Source organism: Salipiger sp. D13, from assembly GCF_003703915.1.
GTDB classification, from domain to species: Bacteria; Pseudomonadota; Alphaproteobacteria; order Rhodobacterales; family Rhodobacteraceae; genus Salipiger; species Salipiger profundus.
The window spans coordinates 807,331-822,296 of the sequence record NZ_ML112590.1 but is presented as its reverse complement, the minus strand read 5'-3'; the positions used below and the strand labels follow the sequence as shown (position 1 = coordinate 822,296).

Annotated in this window: 16 protein-coding genes; 5 read left to right on the top strand and 11 right to left on the bottom strand. The window is 67.0% G+C overall.

All coding sequences use genetic code 11. The features are described from left to right. The first annotated feature begins 82 nt into the window (after positions 1–82). Positions 83–1,711 carry a SulP family inorganic anion transporter gene (locus D6860_RS03755; protein ID WP_076623940.1) on the top strand — a complete coding sequence of 543 codons (1,629 nt, stop codon included), beginning with the start codon at positions 83–85 and terminating at the stop codon, positions 1,709–1,711. Positions 1,712–1,877: 166 nt separating this feature from the next. Here the strand turns inward: D6860_RS03755 and D6860_RS03750 are convergent, their stop codons facing one another. Both D6860_RS03750 and D6860_RS03745 read right to left on the bottom strand, forming a co-directional pair. Beyond that, positions 1,878–2,540, bottom strand: coding sequence for a CatB-related O-acetyltransferase (locus D6860_RS03750; protein ID WP_017467833.1), 663 nt, complete (start codon positions 2,538–2,540; stop codon positions 1,878–1,880). A gap of 105 nt (positions 2,541–2,645) precedes the next feature. Continuing rightward, the gene (locus D6860_RS03745; protein ID WP_076623942.1) at positions 2,646–3,248 is read right to left on the bottom strand and encodes a flavin reductase family protein; all 603 of its coding nucleotides are present in this window, start codon (positions 3,246–3,248) and stop codon (positions 2,646–2,648) included. 78 nt (positions 3,249–3,326) lie between these two features. Between D6860_RS03745 and D6860_RS03740 the strand changes: the two genes are divergently transcribed. Next, a complete protein-coding gene (locus tag D6860_RS03740; protein ID WP_076625390.1) occupies positions 3,327–3,812 on the top strand; it encodes a GNAT family N-acetyltransferase in 486 nt (161 codons plus the stop codon). 52 nt (positions 3,813–3,864) lie between these two features. After that, entirely contained in the window at positions 3,865–4,617 is a 753-nt protein-coding gene (locus D6860_RS03735) for an EcsC family protein (RefSeq protein ID WP_076623943.1), read from the top strand. Between the two features lie 280 nt (positions 4,618–4,897). Here D6860_RS03735 and D6860_RS03730 read toward each other — a convergent pair whose 3' ends face one another. The 9 genes from D6860_RS03730 to D6860_RS03690 form a co-directional block, all read right to left on the bottom strand. After that, positions 4,898–5,266: a VOC family protein gene (locus D6860_RS03730; protein ID WP_076623945.1), complete on the bottom strand. Its 369-nt coding sequence runs from the start codon at positions 5,264–5,266 to the stop codon at positions 4,898–4,900. Positions 5,267–5,396: 130 nt separating this feature from the next. After that, entirely contained in the window at positions 5,397–7,631 is a 2,235-nt protein-coding gene (ptsP, locus tag D6860_RS03725) for a phosphoenolpyruvate--protein phosphotransferase (RefSeq protein WP_076623946.1), read from the bottom strand. 204 nt (positions 7,632–7,835) lie between these two features. Beyond that, positions 7,836–9,071: an aspartate kinase gene (locus D6860_RS03720; RefSeq protein WP_076623948.1), complete on the bottom strand. Its 1,236-nt coding sequence runs from the start codon at positions 9,069–9,071 to the stop codon at positions 7,836–7,838. A 103-nt stretch (positions 9,072–9,174) separates the two neighbouring features. Next, positions 9,175–9,633, bottom strand: a complete 459-nt coding sequence (locus tag D6860_RS03715) for an SgcJ/EcaC family oxidoreductase (RefSeq protein WP_076623949.1) — start codon at positions 9,631–9,633, stop codon at positions 9,175–9,177. Continuing rightward, positions 9,611–10,255 (bottom strand): SDR family oxidoreductase, encoded by a 645-nt coding sequence (locus D6860_RS03710; protein WP_076623951.1) that lies wholly within the window; start codon positions 10,253–10,255, stop codon positions 9,611–9,613. Before D6860_RS03710 ends, D6860_RS03715 begins: the two co-directional genes overlap by 23 nt. After that, the gene (locus D6860_RS03705) at positions 10,255–10,698 is read right to left on the bottom strand and encodes a DUF1178 family protein (protein ID WP_076623953.1); all 444 of its coding nucleotides are present in this window, start codon (positions 10,696–10,698) and stop codon (positions 10,255–10,257) included. Before D6860_RS03705 ends, D6860_RS03710 begins: the two co-directional genes overlap by 1 nt. A gap of 51 nt (positions 10,699–10,749) precedes the next feature. After that, positions 10,750–12,000, bottom strand: coding sequence for a 3-deoxy-D-manno-octulosonic acid transferase (locus tag D6860_RS03700; RefSeq protein ID WP_076623954.1), 1,251 nt, complete (start codon positions 11,998–12,000; stop codon positions 10,750–10,752). A gap of 79 nt (positions 12,001–12,079) precedes the next feature. Next, a complete protein-coding gene (locus D6860_RS03695; RefSeq protein ID WP_076623955.1) occupies positions 12,080–12,664 on the bottom strand; it encodes an HNH endonuclease in 585 nt (194 codons plus the stop codon). 358 nt (positions 12,665–13,022) lie between these two features. Then, the gene (locus D6860_RS03690; RefSeq protein WP_308420230.1) at positions 13,023–13,412 is read right to left on the bottom strand and encodes an excinuclease ABC subunit B; all 390 of its coding nucleotides are present in this window, start codon (positions 13,410–13,412) and stop codon (positions 13,023–13,025) included. Between the two features lie 554 nt (positions 13,413–13,966). Here D6860_RS03690 and D6860_RS03685 point away from each other — a divergent pair. Together D6860_RS03685 and D6860_RS03680 are read left to right on the top strand one after the other, a co-directional pair. Beyond that, positions 13,967–14,254 carry a hypothetical protein gene (locus tag D6860_RS03685; protein ID WP_017469580.1) on the top strand — a complete coding sequence of 96 codons (288 nt, stop codon included), beginning with the start codon at positions 13,967–13,969 and terminating at the stop codon, positions 14,252–14,254. Positions 14,255–14,394: 140 nt separating this feature from the next. Beyond that, positions 14,395–14,955: a T4SS efffector SepA family protein gene (locus D6860_RS03680; protein WP_128549215.1), complete on the top strand. Its 561-nt coding sequence runs from the start codon at positions 14,395–14,397 to the stop codon at positions 14,953–14,955. The last annotated feature ends 11 nt before the right edge of the window (positions 14,956–14,966 follow it).

The following is a 14,966-nucleotide window of genomic DNA, read 5'->3' as shown; positions in this document are numbered from 1 at the left end:
CGGGGTGAACGCTAACGGGTGGCGTTTCAGGCCTGCCTGAAGTATTTGCGCCTTGCCCAGACGCAAAAGAACAGGATGACCGATGGCCAAGGCCCTTCTGGCGAGATTCGCCGACAGCATAACCATGCCCGATCTTCGGGTGGCGCCGACGACGGCGCTGTCCCCGGGACAGATCAAGACCGACGTCCTTTCCGGCCTGACCGTGGCGCTCGCGCTGGTGCCGGAGGCGGTGGCCTTTGCCCTGGTCGCGGGTGTGCACCCGCTGGTGGGTCTCTATGCGGCCTTTCTCGTGGGCCTCATCACCTCAATCTTCGGCGGCCGGCCCGGAATGATCTCGGGGGCGACGGGCGCGCTCGCGGTGGTCATGGTCGCGCTCGTCGCACAGCACGGGGTCGAATACCTGTTCGCGACCGTCGTGCTCATGGGGATCCTGCAGATGTTCGCCGGCGCGATGCACTGGGGCAAGTTCATCCGGCTGGTGCCGCATCCCGTGATGCTGGGTTTCGTGAACGGGCTCGCGATCGTGATCTTCATGGCGCAGCTGACCCAGTTCAAGCAGCCCGGCACCGCCGAGATCACCGGCCATGGCACCACCGGGGGCGAATGGCTGACGGGGATGCCGCTCTACATCATGCTTGGGCTCGTGGCGCTGACCATGGCGGTGATCTGGCTGCTGCCGAAGGTCACCAAGGTCATCCCCGCGCCGCTCGCGGGCATCGGTGTAACCGCCATCCTGGTGATCGTCCTCGGGCTCGACACGCCGCGGGTCGGCGACATGGCCTCGATCCAGGGCGGCTTCCCGCCGTTCCACATCCCGATGGTGCCGCTGAACCTCGAGACGCTGTGGATCATCCTGCCCTACGCGGTGATCCTCGCCGCCATCGGCCTGATCGAGAGCCTGCTGACCCTGAACCTCGTGGGCGAGATGACCGGCCAGCGCGGTGGCGCGAGCCAGGAGTGCATCGCGCAGGGCTTCGCGAACTTCGTCACCGGCTTCTTCGGCGGCATGGGCGGCTGCGCGATGATCGGCCAGTCGATGATCAACGTGAAGTCCGGCGGTCGCACCCGCATCGCCGGCATCGTCGCGGCGCTGTTCCTGCTGAGCTTCATCCTCTTCGCCTCGCCGCTGATCGAGCTCATCCCGCTGGCGGCGCTGGTGGGCGTGATGTTCATGGTGGTGATCGGTACCTTCGCGTGGAACTCGCTGCGCATCCTGTGGAAGGTGCCGCTGATCGACGCCTTCGTCATCATCCTGGTGACCGTCGTGACGGTCTACGAGGATCTCGCGGTCGCCGTGGTCGTGGGCGTGATCGTCTCGGCGCTGGCCTATGCGTGGAACAACGCGCGGCGAATCCACGCCAAGAGCTACGTCACCCCCGAGGGGGCGAAGGTCTACCAGATTCAGGGACCGCTGTTCTTCGGCTCCTCCGAGGGCTTCGTGGAACTCTTCGACGTGGCGAACGACCCGCAGTCGGTGATCGTGGACTTTGCCGACAGTCGGGTGGTCGACCAGTCGGCGCTGCAGGCGATCGAGGCCGTGGCGGCGAAATACGAGGCGGCGGGCAAGCGCCTGCAGCTGCGTCACCTGTCGCGCGATTGCCACCGGCTGCTGACCAAGGCGGGGCACCTGATGGTCGATTCCGACGACGATCCGGATTACGCGCTGGCCGTGGACTACCACGTGCGGACAGGCATTCTCGGCGGCCACTGAGCGCCGGGAGCGAGGAATTGCGCCGCGGGCTTCGCCCGCGACGCCCGGGGGCGCGCACCTTGCGGTGCGCGCCCTTTTCGCGTCTTGGCGGTGGTTGGCGTCGGGGTGCCCATCGGCACCGCTGGTGAGACCAGAGGGCGGGGCGCCGGTCGGGCCGTTCCGTCACTCAGGGGGCGAGGGCCGCAAGCGCGTCGAGGTCGTCCGCCTCGAGCGCCGGGCGGGCGCGGGCGATGAGGTCGGCCGGCCAGTCCCACCACGCCAGCGCGTTGAGCCGCGCGACCTGCGCGGCGTCGAAGCGCATCCGGACGACCGTGGCCGGGTTGCCCGTGACCACGGCGTAATCCGGCACCGTGCCGCGTACCACGGCGCCTGCGCCGATGATCGCGCCGTTGCCGATCCGTGCGCCGGGCAACACCAGCGCGCCGTAGCCGAGCCAGACGTCATGGCCGATCACCGTGTCGCGCCGATCGGGCTGGGCATCGGTCATGGTCGCGGGATCGTGGACCATGAAGGGAAAGCTGCTGATCCCCGCCGTGGCGTGGTTGGCCGAGGCGGTGATGAAGCGCACGCCGTGGGCGATCTGGCAGAACCGGCCGATGCGCAGCCCCTCCTGGGAGAACGGAAAGAGGTAAGGCGCCAGCCGCGCGGTCCAGCCGTCGGGCGGGGGCGGATCGAAGTCCGAGGCATAGCTCCAGGCGCCGGCCTCGATGCATGGATGATCGAGCACGGACGCGAGATGCACGGTCCCGGTGTGGGGCGTGCCGTCGGGCAGGGTGATGGGGTGGATGCTGGCCGGGTCGGGCAGGGCGAATGGCCGTGAAAAGGGCATGGGGCCTCCTTGGATACGCTGAGAACAGGTCAGGGCGTCAAAGGGGCTGGTCCATCGTTTCCTCCATCGAAAGCCGGGCCAGCATAGCCCGCCCGGCCTGGCCTGTCACTCTCCGGGCCGCTTCAGCTCGAAGACGTCGCGGACCACCGCGTAATCGCGGTAGCCCATGCGGGCGAGCGGCTGGAACGTGGTGACGTCGAAGCGCCCGCCACGCAGGCAGTCGTCGCGCATGTGCACGCCGGTGACCTCGCCGAAGGTAACGAAATTCGCCGCGCCCGGCAGGCGCACGATCTGGACCACCTTGCACTCGAGCGCGGCAGGGGCGCCGGCGACGCGGGGACAATCGATGGTTTCGCATTCGGCCTTTTCGATGCCGGCCAGCGCGAACTCGTCGGTGCCGGCGTCCCACATCCCGCCGGTCTGGTTCATGGCGTCGCGCATCGCCGCCTCGACGATGTTGACGCAGAACACGCCGTGTTCGCGCAGCTGCGCCACGGTGTCCTTGGTGTCGCCGCGGTCTTCCTTGACCGAGGTCGAGGCGAACATCACCTGTGGCGGCACGTAGGAGACGGCGTTGAAGAAGCTGTAGGGCGCGAGGTTGTCGCCGAGGGTGCCGCGCGTCGAGATCCAGCCGATGGGGCGCGGCGTGACGATGGCATTGAACGGGTTGTGCGGCAGGCCGTGACCCTCTTCGGGGCGATAGAACATGGCTGTCCCTTCAGGTGTTTGCGCGTATCACCACAAGTGATAAGCCCGGAGGTCACGGATTGCACGGGAGAAGCGGCGCTGTTCACGCTGTCACAGGAAAAGCCGGGGGACTGGTGGGAGATCGAGGCACTCTACGACCTCAGCTTCGCGCCGGGGCGCACCGCGCTGTCGTCCTACCGCCTGCGCGAGGACATCGCGCCGGTGGCCGAACTGTGCCGTGTCGCACGCGACGAGACCGGCATCCTGGGCGGCGCGATCCGCTACTGGCCGGTGCGTATCGGCCAATGGCAGGCGCTGCTGCTGGGGCCGGTTGCCGTGCACCCCACTGCGCAGGGCGAGGGGCTGGGCGCAGCGCTGATCCGCGACACGCTGGAACGCGCCCGCGCGCTGGAATGGGCACGGGTGCTGCTGGTGGGGGACGAGCCCTACTACAAGCGCTTCGGGTTCCACCGGCTCGAGGGCGTCGAGATGCCGCCTCCGACCAACCCGGAGCGGGTTCTGGGGCTCGAGCTGAGGGCCGGTGCCTGGGGCGAGGTTACGGGCGAGGTCACCCGCAGCGCTTGATTTCGCGCGCGGCACGACGATCTCTTCCTGCATGGACCCGAGAGGAAGAGAGATGACCGGAACAGAGCTGGCCCCCATCGACACCCAGACCGAGATCGCCGCACTGGCGCGCCGTTACCGCGCCGCGGGCGGGGCCGGGCTGCAGGTGCTCAACATCGTCGGCGGGCACGCCGAGAACCTGCTCGAACGGTTGCCGGACCCGGTGAAGGACCGGCTCGAGATCGCGACGCAGAGGGCGCTCGAGACGGCGCTCGCCGCGGCGGCAGGGTCGCGCGGCGTGGTGCCCGACCAGAAGGGCTGGCTCAACACGGCGCTGGCCACCGCGATGGGCGCGGCGGGCGGCGTCGGCGGTCTGCCCTCGGCGCTGGCGGAACTCCCGGTAACGACCACGGTGCTGCTGCGCGCCATCCAGGGGATCGCGGCCGAGCACGGCTTCGATCCCGACAGCACCGAGATCCGGCAGGAATGCCTGTCTGTCTTCGCCGCTGCCGGGCCGCTCGAACGCGACGACGGGGCGGACATGGGCTTTCTGTCGGCGCGGCTGACGCTGACCGGGGCCACGGTGCACGGGCTCATTCGCAAGATTGCGCCGAAGCTCGCGACGGTGCTGGGCCAGAAGCTCGCGGCCCAGACGGTGCCGGTGCTGGGCGCCGCGGCGGGGGCGGCGACGAACTACGCCTACACCAGCTATTACCAGCAGATGGCCCATGTGCATTTCGGGCTGATGCGCCTTGCGCGTGACACCGGGCAGGATCGCGAAACGCTGGTCGCGGCACTTCGCGCAGAAATGCAGACCCCGCGTTAACCTGTTCTTTGCCAATGGTCGTCTATGACCAACAGGCGGTCGGGGGAATGCCCGCCGCCTGGCCCCGTCCGGCTCCACGCTTGCCTCCGTCGGCAGCCATGGACCGAACGCCGTTTCGAATGAGGCCTATGCCCGCGCAAAACGTGCGGGATGTGTCCGTTGCCAGAAGGGCGCGCGACGCGCATGCAGCAAGACGACGCCCGGCCGGGGCCCTCTCTCCACCCGGTCGGGCGACCTTTGCACGGCAGGTCGGGTGTCCTGTGGAGGGGCTGCGCGGGGTTCACCCAGACCGCGAGAGCTCGAGAAGTTCGATCCGCTTGCTGAACGGGTCGTCGACATAGAGGCGGCGCAAGCCGGGCAGGTCGATGTCCTCACGCCATGGCCAGGAGGCCGCCTCAAGCGCGGCGATCATGGTGGTCAGGCTTGCGACCTGAAAAGCCGGGTGCGCCTTGCGGGCCGGTGAGAACGGTTTCTCCACGCCCAGATGTACGCGCAGCCCGGCGCGCTCGAACCAGACGCCACCGCGATGGCGCAAAGCATCGGGCTTTTCGACGACGGGCAGCCCGAGAATGCCATGGTAGAATGCGATGGCGTCGTCTTCCTTCCCCTCGGGCATGGCAAGCTGGACATGGTGGAGGGTGAGAAGCATGAGAGAGTCCTTTCCGCATACTACGGCATGCAGAATAGAGCATCCTCGGACCCGAACAACCAGTGCCGTTGCTCCACCGCGTGCGGCACCCGCGCGCCTGCCGAAAGCATGCTCTGGAGGCGACGGGCTGTCAGCCGTTCCAGCGCAGGTAGTCCATCACCGACGCGCGCACCGATTGCTCGCCACGCTCGCGGGCGTCGCAGATCACGTCGTAGAGCGCGTCGAGATCGGTGCGCATGATCAGGCTCTTCACCGGCCCGATGGAAGCGGGCCGCATCGATAGCGTGTGCAGGCCGATGGCGGCAAGGCAGACGGCCTCGATCGGCCGTCCGGCGTCTTCGCCGCAGAAGCTCAGCGGGGTGCCCGATTCCGAGCAGCGCTGCACGATGTTCTCGAGAAAGCTCAGGAAACTGACGTTGAGCGTGTCGTAGCGGCGGCGCACGCGTTCGTTCTCGCGATCGGCGGCGAAGAAGAACTGCTTGAGGTCGTTGCCCCCGATCGAGATGAACTCGACGTCCTCGAAGAACTTCTTCGAGGCATAGGCGAGGCTCGGCGTCTCGAGCATGGTGCCGATGGTCACCTTGTCGGGCACCGTGTGGCCGAGCTTGCGCTCTATCGCGATGGTCTTGAGCACCTCGGCGCGCGCCGCGCTGAATTCCTCGTATTGCGCGACGAAGGGGAACATCACCGAGAGCGGTCGCCCGTCGGCGGCGCGCAGCAGCGCCTGCAGCTGCATCCGCATGACGCCGGGCTTGTCGAGGCCGACGCGGATGGCGCGCCAGCCAAGCGCCGGGTTCGGCTCGTCGGTGGGCTTCATGTAGGGCAGCACCTTGTCCGACCCGATGTCGAGCGTGCGGAACACCACCGGCTTGTCGCCGGCGGCCTCCATCACCCGCTTGTAGACCTCGACGAGCTCGGTGCGGCGCGGCATCTGGTTGCGGATCAGGAACTGCAGCTCGGTGCGGAAGAGACCGACGCCTTCGGCGCCGGAGCTGGGCAGCGACGGCAGGTCGGCCAGAAGGCCCGCGTTCATCAGCAGGTTGATGCGCTTGCCGCAGAGCGACACCGCGGGCTTGCCCCGGATCGAGGCGTAGCGTTCCTGGGCCTGCGCCTGCATCGCGATCTTGTCGCGGAAGGCGCCGACGACGCTGTCATCGGGCCGCAGGTGCACGAGGCCCTGGTCGCCGTCGACCATGATGTGATCTCCGTTGAGCGCTTCGTTGGTGATCCGGCGGGCGTGGATCACCAGCGGTATCGCCAGTGCGCGGGCGACCACGGCGGCATGGCTGCCCACCGAGCCTTCCTCGAGAACGATCCCCTTGAGGCGGCGTCCGTAGTCCAGAAGCTCGCCCGGACCGATGTTGCGGGCGATCAGGATCGGGTCGGCAGGCATCTCGGCACCGGTTTCCCGGCCCTGACCGGTGAGGATGCGCAGCAGCCGGTTCGACAGGTCGTCGAGATCGTGCAGCCGCTCGCGCAGGTAGGGGTCCGCGACCTGCGCCATGCGGGCGCGGGCGACGGATTGCTCCTTTTCGACGGCGGCCTCGGCGGAAAGGCCCCGGTCGATGTCCTCTTCCATGCGGGTGCGCCAGCCCTTGGAGTTGGCGAACATCCGGTAGGCTTCGAGCACCTCGAGCTGCTCGCCGCTGGCGCCTTCGAGCATCTCGTCGACGCTCACCCGAAGCTGCTCGACCGCGGCTTCCAGCCGGTCGCGCTCGCGCTCGGGATCGTCGGTCACGAGATTGGTCACGACAACGCGCGGCTCGTGCAGCCAGACGTGGCCCTCGGCGGTGCCTTCCTGACCGGTGATGCCGCGGATCAGCGTCGCCTGCGTGTGCCGGGCCTTCAGCGCCGCGCCTTCGCCGACGAAGGCGCCGAGCTCGGCCATCTCGGCCAGCACCATGGCGACCACCTCGAGCGCGTAGATCTCGTCGGGCGTGAACTCGCGCTTGTCCTTGGTTTGCACGACCAGCACGCCGAGCTTCTCGCCAAGGCGCTGGATCGGCAGGCCGAGGAAGCTCGAGAACACCTCTTCGCCGGTCTCGGGCATGTAGCGGAAGCCGCGCTCGGACGGGGCGTCGGCAGTGTTCACCATCTTGCCGGTCCGCGCGACACGGCCGACGAGACCCTCGCCGAGCTTCATGCGGGTGTGATGCACGGCCTCCTGCTTGAGGCCCTCGGTGGCGCAGAGCTCGAGCGTTTCCTCGTCGCGGAAGAGATAGATCGAACAGACCTCGGTGCCCATGGAATCGGCGGTCAGATGGGTGATCTTGTCGAGCCGCTCTTGCCCGGCGGCTTCTTCCGCCATGGTATCTCGCAGCCGAACCAGCAGCTTGCGGCTTTCACTTTCGGAGCGGTCGATCATGGAGCGGCCAAGTCCCTCTGAGGTCACGCCAGCTATAGGCGAGATGAAGGCCATAGGGAAAGAGCTAAGAAAACTCAACCTCTGGGTGAATGATGTGTGCATTCCGCATGTTCAGGAATGTCGCACCGGCCCGCACGGGCCTCTCCGTCGTCGAAAATACGGCACGGGGAAGGGGAGGGTGGGCAGATTGCCCACCCCGAGGTGTCAGGCCTTTTCGAGGTCGAAGGCATCGTGGAGCGCCTGCACGGCCAGCTCCATGTACTTGCGGTCGATCAGCACCGAGATCTTGATCTCGGAGGTGGTGATGACCTTGATGTTGATGCCCTCGTCCGACAGCACCTTGAACATCTTTGCCGCGACGCCGGTGTGCGACCGCATCCCGATGCCCACCACCGAGACCTTGCAGACATCGGTGTCGGCCACGAGATCGTGGAAGTTGATGTCGCCCGAGTCCTTCGCCTTCTTCAGCGCCTGTTCGGCCCGGCCCACCTGGTTGGTGGGGCAGGAGAAGGTCATGTCGGTGCGGCCCTCTTCCGAGATGTTCTGCACGATCATGTCGACATTGACGCCCGCCTCCGAGAGCGGCGTGAAGATGGCGGCGGCGATGCCCGGACGGTCGGCGACCGAGATCAGGGTCATCTTGGCCTCGTCGCGCGAATGGGCGACCCCGGAAACGACGTTCAGTTCCATGATTTCCTCCTCGTCGCAGACGAGCGTTCCGGCTTCGTCGGACTGTTCCTCGAAGCTCGAGAGCACCCGGAGCTTCACGTTGTAGCGCATGGCGAGTTCGACCGACCGGGTCTGCAGCACCTTGGCACCGAGCGAGGCGAGCTCGAGCATTTCCTCGAAGGCGATGCGGTCGAGCTTGCGGGCCTTGTCGCAGATGCGCGGGTCGGTGGTGTAGACGCCGTCGACGTCGGTGTAGATGTCGCAGCGTTCCGCGTCGAAGGCGGCGGCAAAGGCCACGGCCGTGGTGTCGCTGCCGCCGCGGCCGAGCGTGGTGATGCGGCCCTCGGGCGAGATACCCTGGAAGCCCGCGACCACGGCCACGCGCATGCCTTCGCCGAACTTGCGGGTGATGTTGTCGGTCGGGATGTCGACGATGCGCGCCGAGCTGTGCTGGCTGGTGGTCATCAGCGGCACCTGCCAGCCCTGCCAGCTGCGCGCCGGCACGTCCATTTCCTGAAGCGTCAGCGCCATGAGCCCGGCGGTGATGTTCTCGCCCGAGCTGACGACGGCATCGTATTCACGCGCGTCGAAGAGCGGCGAGGTTTCCTCGACGTAGCCCACGAGCTCGTTGGTCTTGCCGGCCATGGCCGAGACGATGACGATCACGTCGTAGCCCTTGGCCACCTCGACGCCCACGCGTTTGGCCGCACGGCGGATGCGGTCCGTCGTGGCAACCGAGGTGCCGCCGAATTTCATAACGAGAACGGGCATGGGGACTCCCCGCGGGTGGTCTGAATCAGGCGCGGTTTACGCCGGGGGCGGGGGTCGCGCAAGAGCCATGCGGGCCGAGGCCGGACGGGTGTGGCCGGCGCTCTCAGCCGCCGCGATAGTCGGCGGGCCGCAGCGTGCCGTCGTTGACGTGGGTTTCCTTGCCGGGAACAACGTCGGTGTTCTGCGCGGTCACGGCGCGCCAGCCGTCGGGGTCGCGGCGCAGGACGAAGACCAGGATGGTCTGGCGCGGCCCAGCGGTTCCGCCCTGGGGCAGGCGCTGGCCCGTGAGCGTGAAGCGACAGCGCACCACGGCCGCATCTTCGCCCATGGACCGGACCTCGGTGCGGCCGGGGCGAAGCTCGGTGTCGGCGAAGAAACTCTTGAGCGCGTAGTCATGCGGCGCGGCGATGGCCTCGCGCCCGGTCCACCACAGGCCGGTGACGTTGACGAAATCCGCATCCTCGGTGAAGAGCGCCGCGATCTCGGCGCCCTCGCGACTGGCCCATGCCCGGGCGAAGGCTGCCGGGAAGTCGCCGGGCTCAGTCGGGATGGGTGCGGCCATCCCAGGTCTCGAAACAGCCGGAGGTGTCGAGCGACAGCGCCGCGAGCCGGTCGGCGAGGCCCGAGGCGGCCTCTTCGGCGGTGAGGTCGCCATCGCTGCCGCCCATGTCGGTGCGCACCCATCCGGGATGGTAGATGCCTACCGCGATGCCCTGCGGCGCGAGGTCGACCGACAGGTTGCGGCCAAGGTTGAGCGCCGCCGCTTTCGAGGCACGGTAGATGTATTTCCCGCCGGTCGCGCGGGCCATGCTGCCGAGCTGCGACGAGATGATCATCACCTTGGGCGCCGGTGCCTTGCGCAGGTGCGGCAGGAAGGCCTGCACCATAAGGAAGACGCCGGTCACGTTGACCGCGAACTCCTGCGCCCACATCTCGGGCGGGTAGCCGTCGTCGAGGCGTTCGTGCTTGTCGTGGAAGACGCCGGAATTGCAGATCAGCGCGTCGAGCGGCGCATCCGACAGCTGCCGCGCCAGCGCAGTGATCTGGTTGGGCTGGGTCACGTCGAGCGGAACACAGCCCTGTGCCGCGCGGGCGGTGCCGATGACCTCGTTGCCGCGCGCGTCGAGCGTCTGGCTCAGCGCCGCGCCGATGCCGCGGTTTGCGCCGGTGATCAGGACGCGCATCAGTTGTTCTTTCGGGTCGGACGGAAGGGCAGGGGCGCGACGGGCACGCCGTCCTCGAGAAGCTTGCGGGCCTCCTCGCCGCGCGCCTCGCCCCAGATCGAGCGCTTGGGCGCGTCTCCGCTGTGCATGGCGCGCGCCTCCCGGGCGAAGTCGCGGCCGACGTAATCGGAGTTTTTCTCGACCGCCTCGCGCAACTCCCTGAGCGCCTGCTCGGCCGGCGAAGCCGGGCCCGAAAGCGGGGTATCGGGCTTGGCGGGTGCGCTCGGCGCTTCGGTCTTTCCGGCGCTTACGCGGGGCGCCATGAGGTCCTTTTCGACCTCGCTCACCCCGCAGACGGCGCAGCTGACCATGCCGGCAGACTGCAGCTTGTCGAAGGCGCTCGCGGACTGGAACCAGCTGTCAAAGCGGTGATCATTCGAACATTTGAGAGAATATTGAATCATGCGGATTTGCCCGGCTGTCTGGGCTTTTACCTAGTCAATTGCCGGGGAATATCAAGCTTCGTCCCCCTCCTGCGCAGGGCTGCGATGGCTCTGAGAGCGCGGCTGGAGATGCTTCAACATGGCGGCGACAAGGGTCGCGGCATCGGCCTCGGGGCGCAGAAGCGCCTGCGCCGCCGCGCCGGTCTCGCGTTGTGCGGTCTCGGTCGCAAGCCGCAGCAAACCGGCGGCGAGAGACCCTGCATCCTCGACCCGAAGCGCCGCGCCGGCGTCGTCGAGACGCGCAAAGGGGGCGTGGAAATTGGCGACGTCGGGGCCGTGCAGAAGCGCCGCACCATAGGCTGCCGGCTCATAGGGGGTGTGCCCGCCGCGATCTGTCAGCGTGCCGCCGATGAACACCCGGCCCGCCAGCGGGTAGAGCAGCGCCATCTCGCCAAGCGTGTCGGCGAGGTAGACCTGCGCGCCGCCGGGGGCCTCGCCCGCGCTGCGTCGGGCGCAGGTCAGGCCATGGTCGCGGATCAGCGTCGCGATCTCGTCGCCCCGTCGCGGGTGGCGCGGCGCGAGAATGAGGCGCAGCTCGGGCGTCTGTTCCAGCGCCCTGCGATGGGCGGCGAGCACGACCTCCTCCTCGCCCTCGTGGGTCGAGGCCGCGAGCCATGTCGTCTCACGCGGGAAGGCCGCATCGAGCGCCGCCTCGTGGCGTGTCTCAGGGCTGTAGAGCGCTTTCAGATCGACCACGGGGCCGGCGGCCCCGGGCGGCAGCCCGGCGGCGCGGTAGCGCTCGAGCGAGCCCGCGTCCTGCGCCGACAGCAGCGCCACGCGGCGCAGCAGCCGCGCCTGCAGACCGCCGAAGAGCCCCCAGCCGCGCGCGGTGCTCTCGGTCAGCCGACCGCCCAGCACGAAGACCGGGCCGGGGCAGGTCAGCACCCGGTGCGGCCAGAGCTCGGATTCCATCGCGATATGCGCCTGCACGTTCCAGCGCCGGTGCATCCGCCGCGCCACGCGCCGCAGGTCGAGCGGCGCCAGCCGGGCCTCGAGCCCCCAGCTTTCCGCCAGCGCGACGCCGGTCTCGGAGTTGCAGGTGACGATCAGGGGCAGATCCGGGCGCGCCACCTGCAGGGCGCGGATCACCGGCCGCGCCGAGGCCAGTTCGCCGTTCGAGGCCGCGTGCAGCCAGATATGGGGTGTGTCGGTCGCGGGACCGCGCGCAAGCCGCTGCCGCAGGCCGGACCGGTCGCGCCGGAGCGCGAGCCGCGCGAGCACCAGCGCGGCGAAGAGCGAGACGAGCAGGTGGTAGAGCAGCATGGCACCTTTCCCGGGCGCGACGCTGCGCCCGCTCCGGGGCTTAGGCCGGGGGGCCTTGCGAGGCAAGGCTCGCGCCGGGTCAGGCCTCGAGCTCGGCGTCCCAGTAGAGGAAGTCGAGCCAGCTGTCGTGCAGGTGGTTCGGCGGGAACTTGCGGCCGGTGTTCATCAGCTCCGAGGCACCGGGCTGGCGCGGCGTCTTGCGCAGCGACATGCTCGCCTGCCGCAACGATTTCGACCCCTTGCGCAGGTTGCACGGCGCGCAGGCGGCGACGACGTTCTCCCAGCTGGTGATGCCGCCCGCGGCGCGGGGGACCACGTGATCGAAGGTCAGCTCGCCCTTCGATCCGCAGTACTGGCAGCGGAATTCATCCCTCAGAAAAAGATTGAAGCGCGTGAATGCCACGCGCTTCCTCGGTTTGACGTAATCTTTCAGCACCACGACGCTGGGGATCTTCAGCGTCATCGAGGGGCTCCTGACCTCCTCCTCGTATTCGGCAATTATGTCGACCCGGTCGAGGAAGGCCGCTTTCACCGCCTCCTGCCAGGGCCACAGCGATAGCGGGTAGTAGGAAAGCGGCCGGTAGTCCGCGTTCAGCACCAGCGCCGGATGATGTCTCAGCGCCGATGGTTCCCTGACGAAATGTGTTCTGAAGTCGCCGTCCATCTGTATGACTCGTTCCCTGCTCTGTCTGCTCGTTCGCAAGCACCAGAGCGGGACGACCCGCCCCAGCTTGAAATCACTATATCTCGCGTTCTTAACCTGGCAAGCCCCGCAAGATAGAGTGGTCGCCCATGGGGTAGCGCACCGATGTAAAGCACATATGACAGGCGTTTTCCGGCTTCTGGCCGATCGTTTGCCCCGCTTGGCCCGCCTCATCTCGTCCGCGCGTCGGGTCGCGCGCGTCAGGAGGGCGGCGGCGGTCCGGAAATCGGATCTCGACTGCGTGTTTGCATGCGCTCCGCGCTTTGGGCCGAGCCGGAGCCTTGGCCGTTTCGGATCTACGCCCGCCGAGAGGCCGGCCTCACGCGTCTTCGGGGGCGGTTTCTGTCTCGGGATAGAGGATGCGGCACTGGGCCGTGTCTCGCTCGGCGGTGGCGCGCAGCCCGGGCAGGGCGCGCGCCAGCTCCGCGTCGCGGGCCTGCAGGGCTTCGGCATCGACCGGAACCCGTTTCGTCACCGGCTGCATGTCGGTTTCCCAGCAGGGGTAGACCGTGTCCTTGTTGGCACGGCAGATCCGGTAGCGGGTGACCCGCTCGAACTCGGTCTCGAAGGTGTAACCACGTGCGAGGTCCCGGGCGATGCGCGCGCGCTCCTCGAGCGCCTCGCGCCACGGGGCGGCGGCGTCGCGCAGGCAGCGCTCCTGCGGGGTCGCGCAGGCCGCGAGAAGCACGAGGGCGCAGAGGGGAATCATCGAAAGCCGGATCATGGTTGAAGTGTAGACCCGCACGCGGCGCTGTCGATCCCTTTCAGGGCAGCAGCCGCGCCGTGATCCGCAGCCCCTTGATTACGCCGGCGATCTGCCAGCGTCGGGCGGGGATCGCGGTTCAGGCTGTGGTGTCGTAGGCCTCGAGATCAAGCTCAGTGCCATTGCTCTGCCCGGTCTCCCCGCGGCCGTCGGTGAAGGCACGACGACCGGGCCGTCCGCGATCCCTCCTGCCGCGAGACGGCCGCGCGCGCTCCGGGGGAAGCCATGAGAGACGGTCGGCGAAAGCTCGATCATGCGCAAAATGTGCCGACGTCGCGTGGAGGGGGAGTGCCAGGTTGCAGGGTGGGGGAATCCGCCGGTGCGGAAAAATCTTGTCGGTGCGAGGGGATGGGCGGAGGTGCGACGCTGGTGCGCCGAGAAATTTCTGCGCTGCGGCATGGGGTGCGGAACTTTTGGGCATCATCCGGTGTTGAGTGGCTGATTACGAGATCGTGAGCGATCGAAGAAACATCGCTGAACAGTTGAAAAGGATTAGAGATATGAAAACCGGACCCGCAATTGCCCTTGGTGTTGTCGCCATCGCCGTCATCGGCTTCGGTGCATACATGGTCGACTTCGACATGAGCGGCGAAACCCGCCTTCCCGACGTGGACGTGTCGGTGGAAGAGGGCGAACTGCCCGAGGTCGACGCCGAGGTCGGCTCGATCGAGACCGGCACCGAGACCGAGACCGTGGAGGTCCCGGACGTCGATGTCGACGTGGATACGCAGGAAGCCGAAGTGGAGGTTCCGACCATCGACGTGAACCCGCCCGAAGACGACAGCTGATCCGTTTCCCTCACGGAGCAAGGCACGCAGGCCCCCTTCGCAACAGCGGAGGGGGTTCTTGTTTGGCGGGGCGTCAATAATCTATTGATTTATGAAGATATCATTTTTATGAATTTATGGGTAGTTTGTAGGAGAAGATGATGCCCCACATTGAAATTGAGCAAAACGACTATGAGCGGCTTCAGAAAATGGCGGAGCCTTTTGTTGACACGCCTGCCTCGGTTCTCACTAGGGTATTGGATGCTTTCATGGCTGCATCTGATGCTGAGGCCATAGTGGAAGCGCATGAGATCGTGAGTGGTGTAGAGGAATATGATTTTTATGACGCTCCGCCCTTGGTCCATGTGAAGCTCATATCAGGACGAATTGGGTCGACTGAGCCAATTACTAAGACTTGGGACGGTATGGTGAGGCTTGCGGTAGAACTCGTCCTTGCGCGAGTTGACGGAGTTTCTGCAGCCAAGCCGCTTCTTGATCTAAACATGGTTGAAGGTGAAAAGGTCGATGACGGTTACAAATTTGTTCCGGAGCTAGGGATCTCTTACCAAGGAGTCTCAGCTCAACATGCTGCAAAGGTTGTAGCCAATGCAGCACGGTTTCTTCGGCAGGAGGCTTTGGTCGAGTTCCACTGGAGAAACAAGGCCGAAGCGCATTTTCCAGGGCGATTTGCCAAGCTGCGCTTCAAGCCAAGTGATGCCTAGGGTTTCGTGTC

Coding starts and splice junctions, on each gene's coding strand:
- D6860_RS03755 (WP_076623940.1), top strand. CDS start 83: ATGGCCAAGGCCCTTCTGGCGAGATTCGCCGACAGCATAACCATGCCC.
- D6860_RS03750 (WP_017467833.1), bottom strand. CDS start 2,540: ATGCCCTTTTCACGGCCATTCGCCCTGCCCGACCCGGCCAGCATCCAC.
- D6860_RS03745 (WP_076623942.1), bottom strand. CDS start 3,248: ATGTTCTATCGCCCCGAAGAGGGTCACGGCCTGCCGCACAACCCGTTC.
- D6860_RS03735 (WP_076623943.1), top strand. CDS start 3,865: ATGACCGGAACAGAGCTGGCCCCCATCGACACCCAGACCGAGATCGCC.
- D6860_RS03730 (WP_076623945.1), bottom strand. CDS start 5,266: ATGCTTCTCACCCTCCACCATGTCCAGCTTGCCATGCCCGAGGGGAAG.
- ptsP (WP_076623946.1), bottom strand. CDS start 7,631: ATGATCGACCGCTCCGAAAGTGAAAGCCGCAAGCTGCTGGTTCGGCTG.
- D6860_RS03720 (WP_076623948.1), bottom strand. CDS start 9,071: ATGCCCGTTCTCGTTATGAAATTCGGCGGCACCTCGGTTGCCACGACG.
- D6860_RS03715 (WP_076623949.1), bottom strand. CDS start 9,633: ATGGCCGCACCCATCCCGACTGAGCCCGGCGACTTCCCGGCAGCCTTC.
- D6860_RS03710 (WP_076623951.1), bottom strand. CDS start 10,255: ATGCGCGTCCTGATCACCGGCGCAAACCGCGGCATCGGCGCGGCGCTG.
- D6860_RS03705 (WP_076623953.1), bottom strand. CDS start 10,698: ATGATTCAATATTCTCTCAAATGTTCGAATGATCACCGCTTTGACAGC.
- D6860_RS03700 (WP_076623954.1), bottom strand. CDS start 12,000: ATGCTGCTCTACCACCTGCTCGTCTCGCTCTTCGCCGCGCTGGTGCTC.
- D6860_RS03695 (WP_076623955.1), bottom strand. CDS start 12,664: ATGGACGGCGACTTCAGAACACATTTCGTCAGGGAACCATCGGCGCTG.
- D6860_RS03690 (WP_308420230.1), bottom strand. CDS start 13,412: ATGATTCCCCTCTGCGCCCTCGTGCTTCTCGCGGCCTGCGCGACCCCG.
- D6860_RS03685 (WP_017469580.1), top strand. CDS start 13,967: ATGAAAACCGGACCCGCAATTGCCCTTGGTGTTGTCGCCATCGCCGTC.
- D6860_RS03680 (WP_128549215.1), top strand. CDS start 14,395: ATGCCCCACATTGAAATTGAGCAAAACGACTATGAGCGGCTTCAGAAA.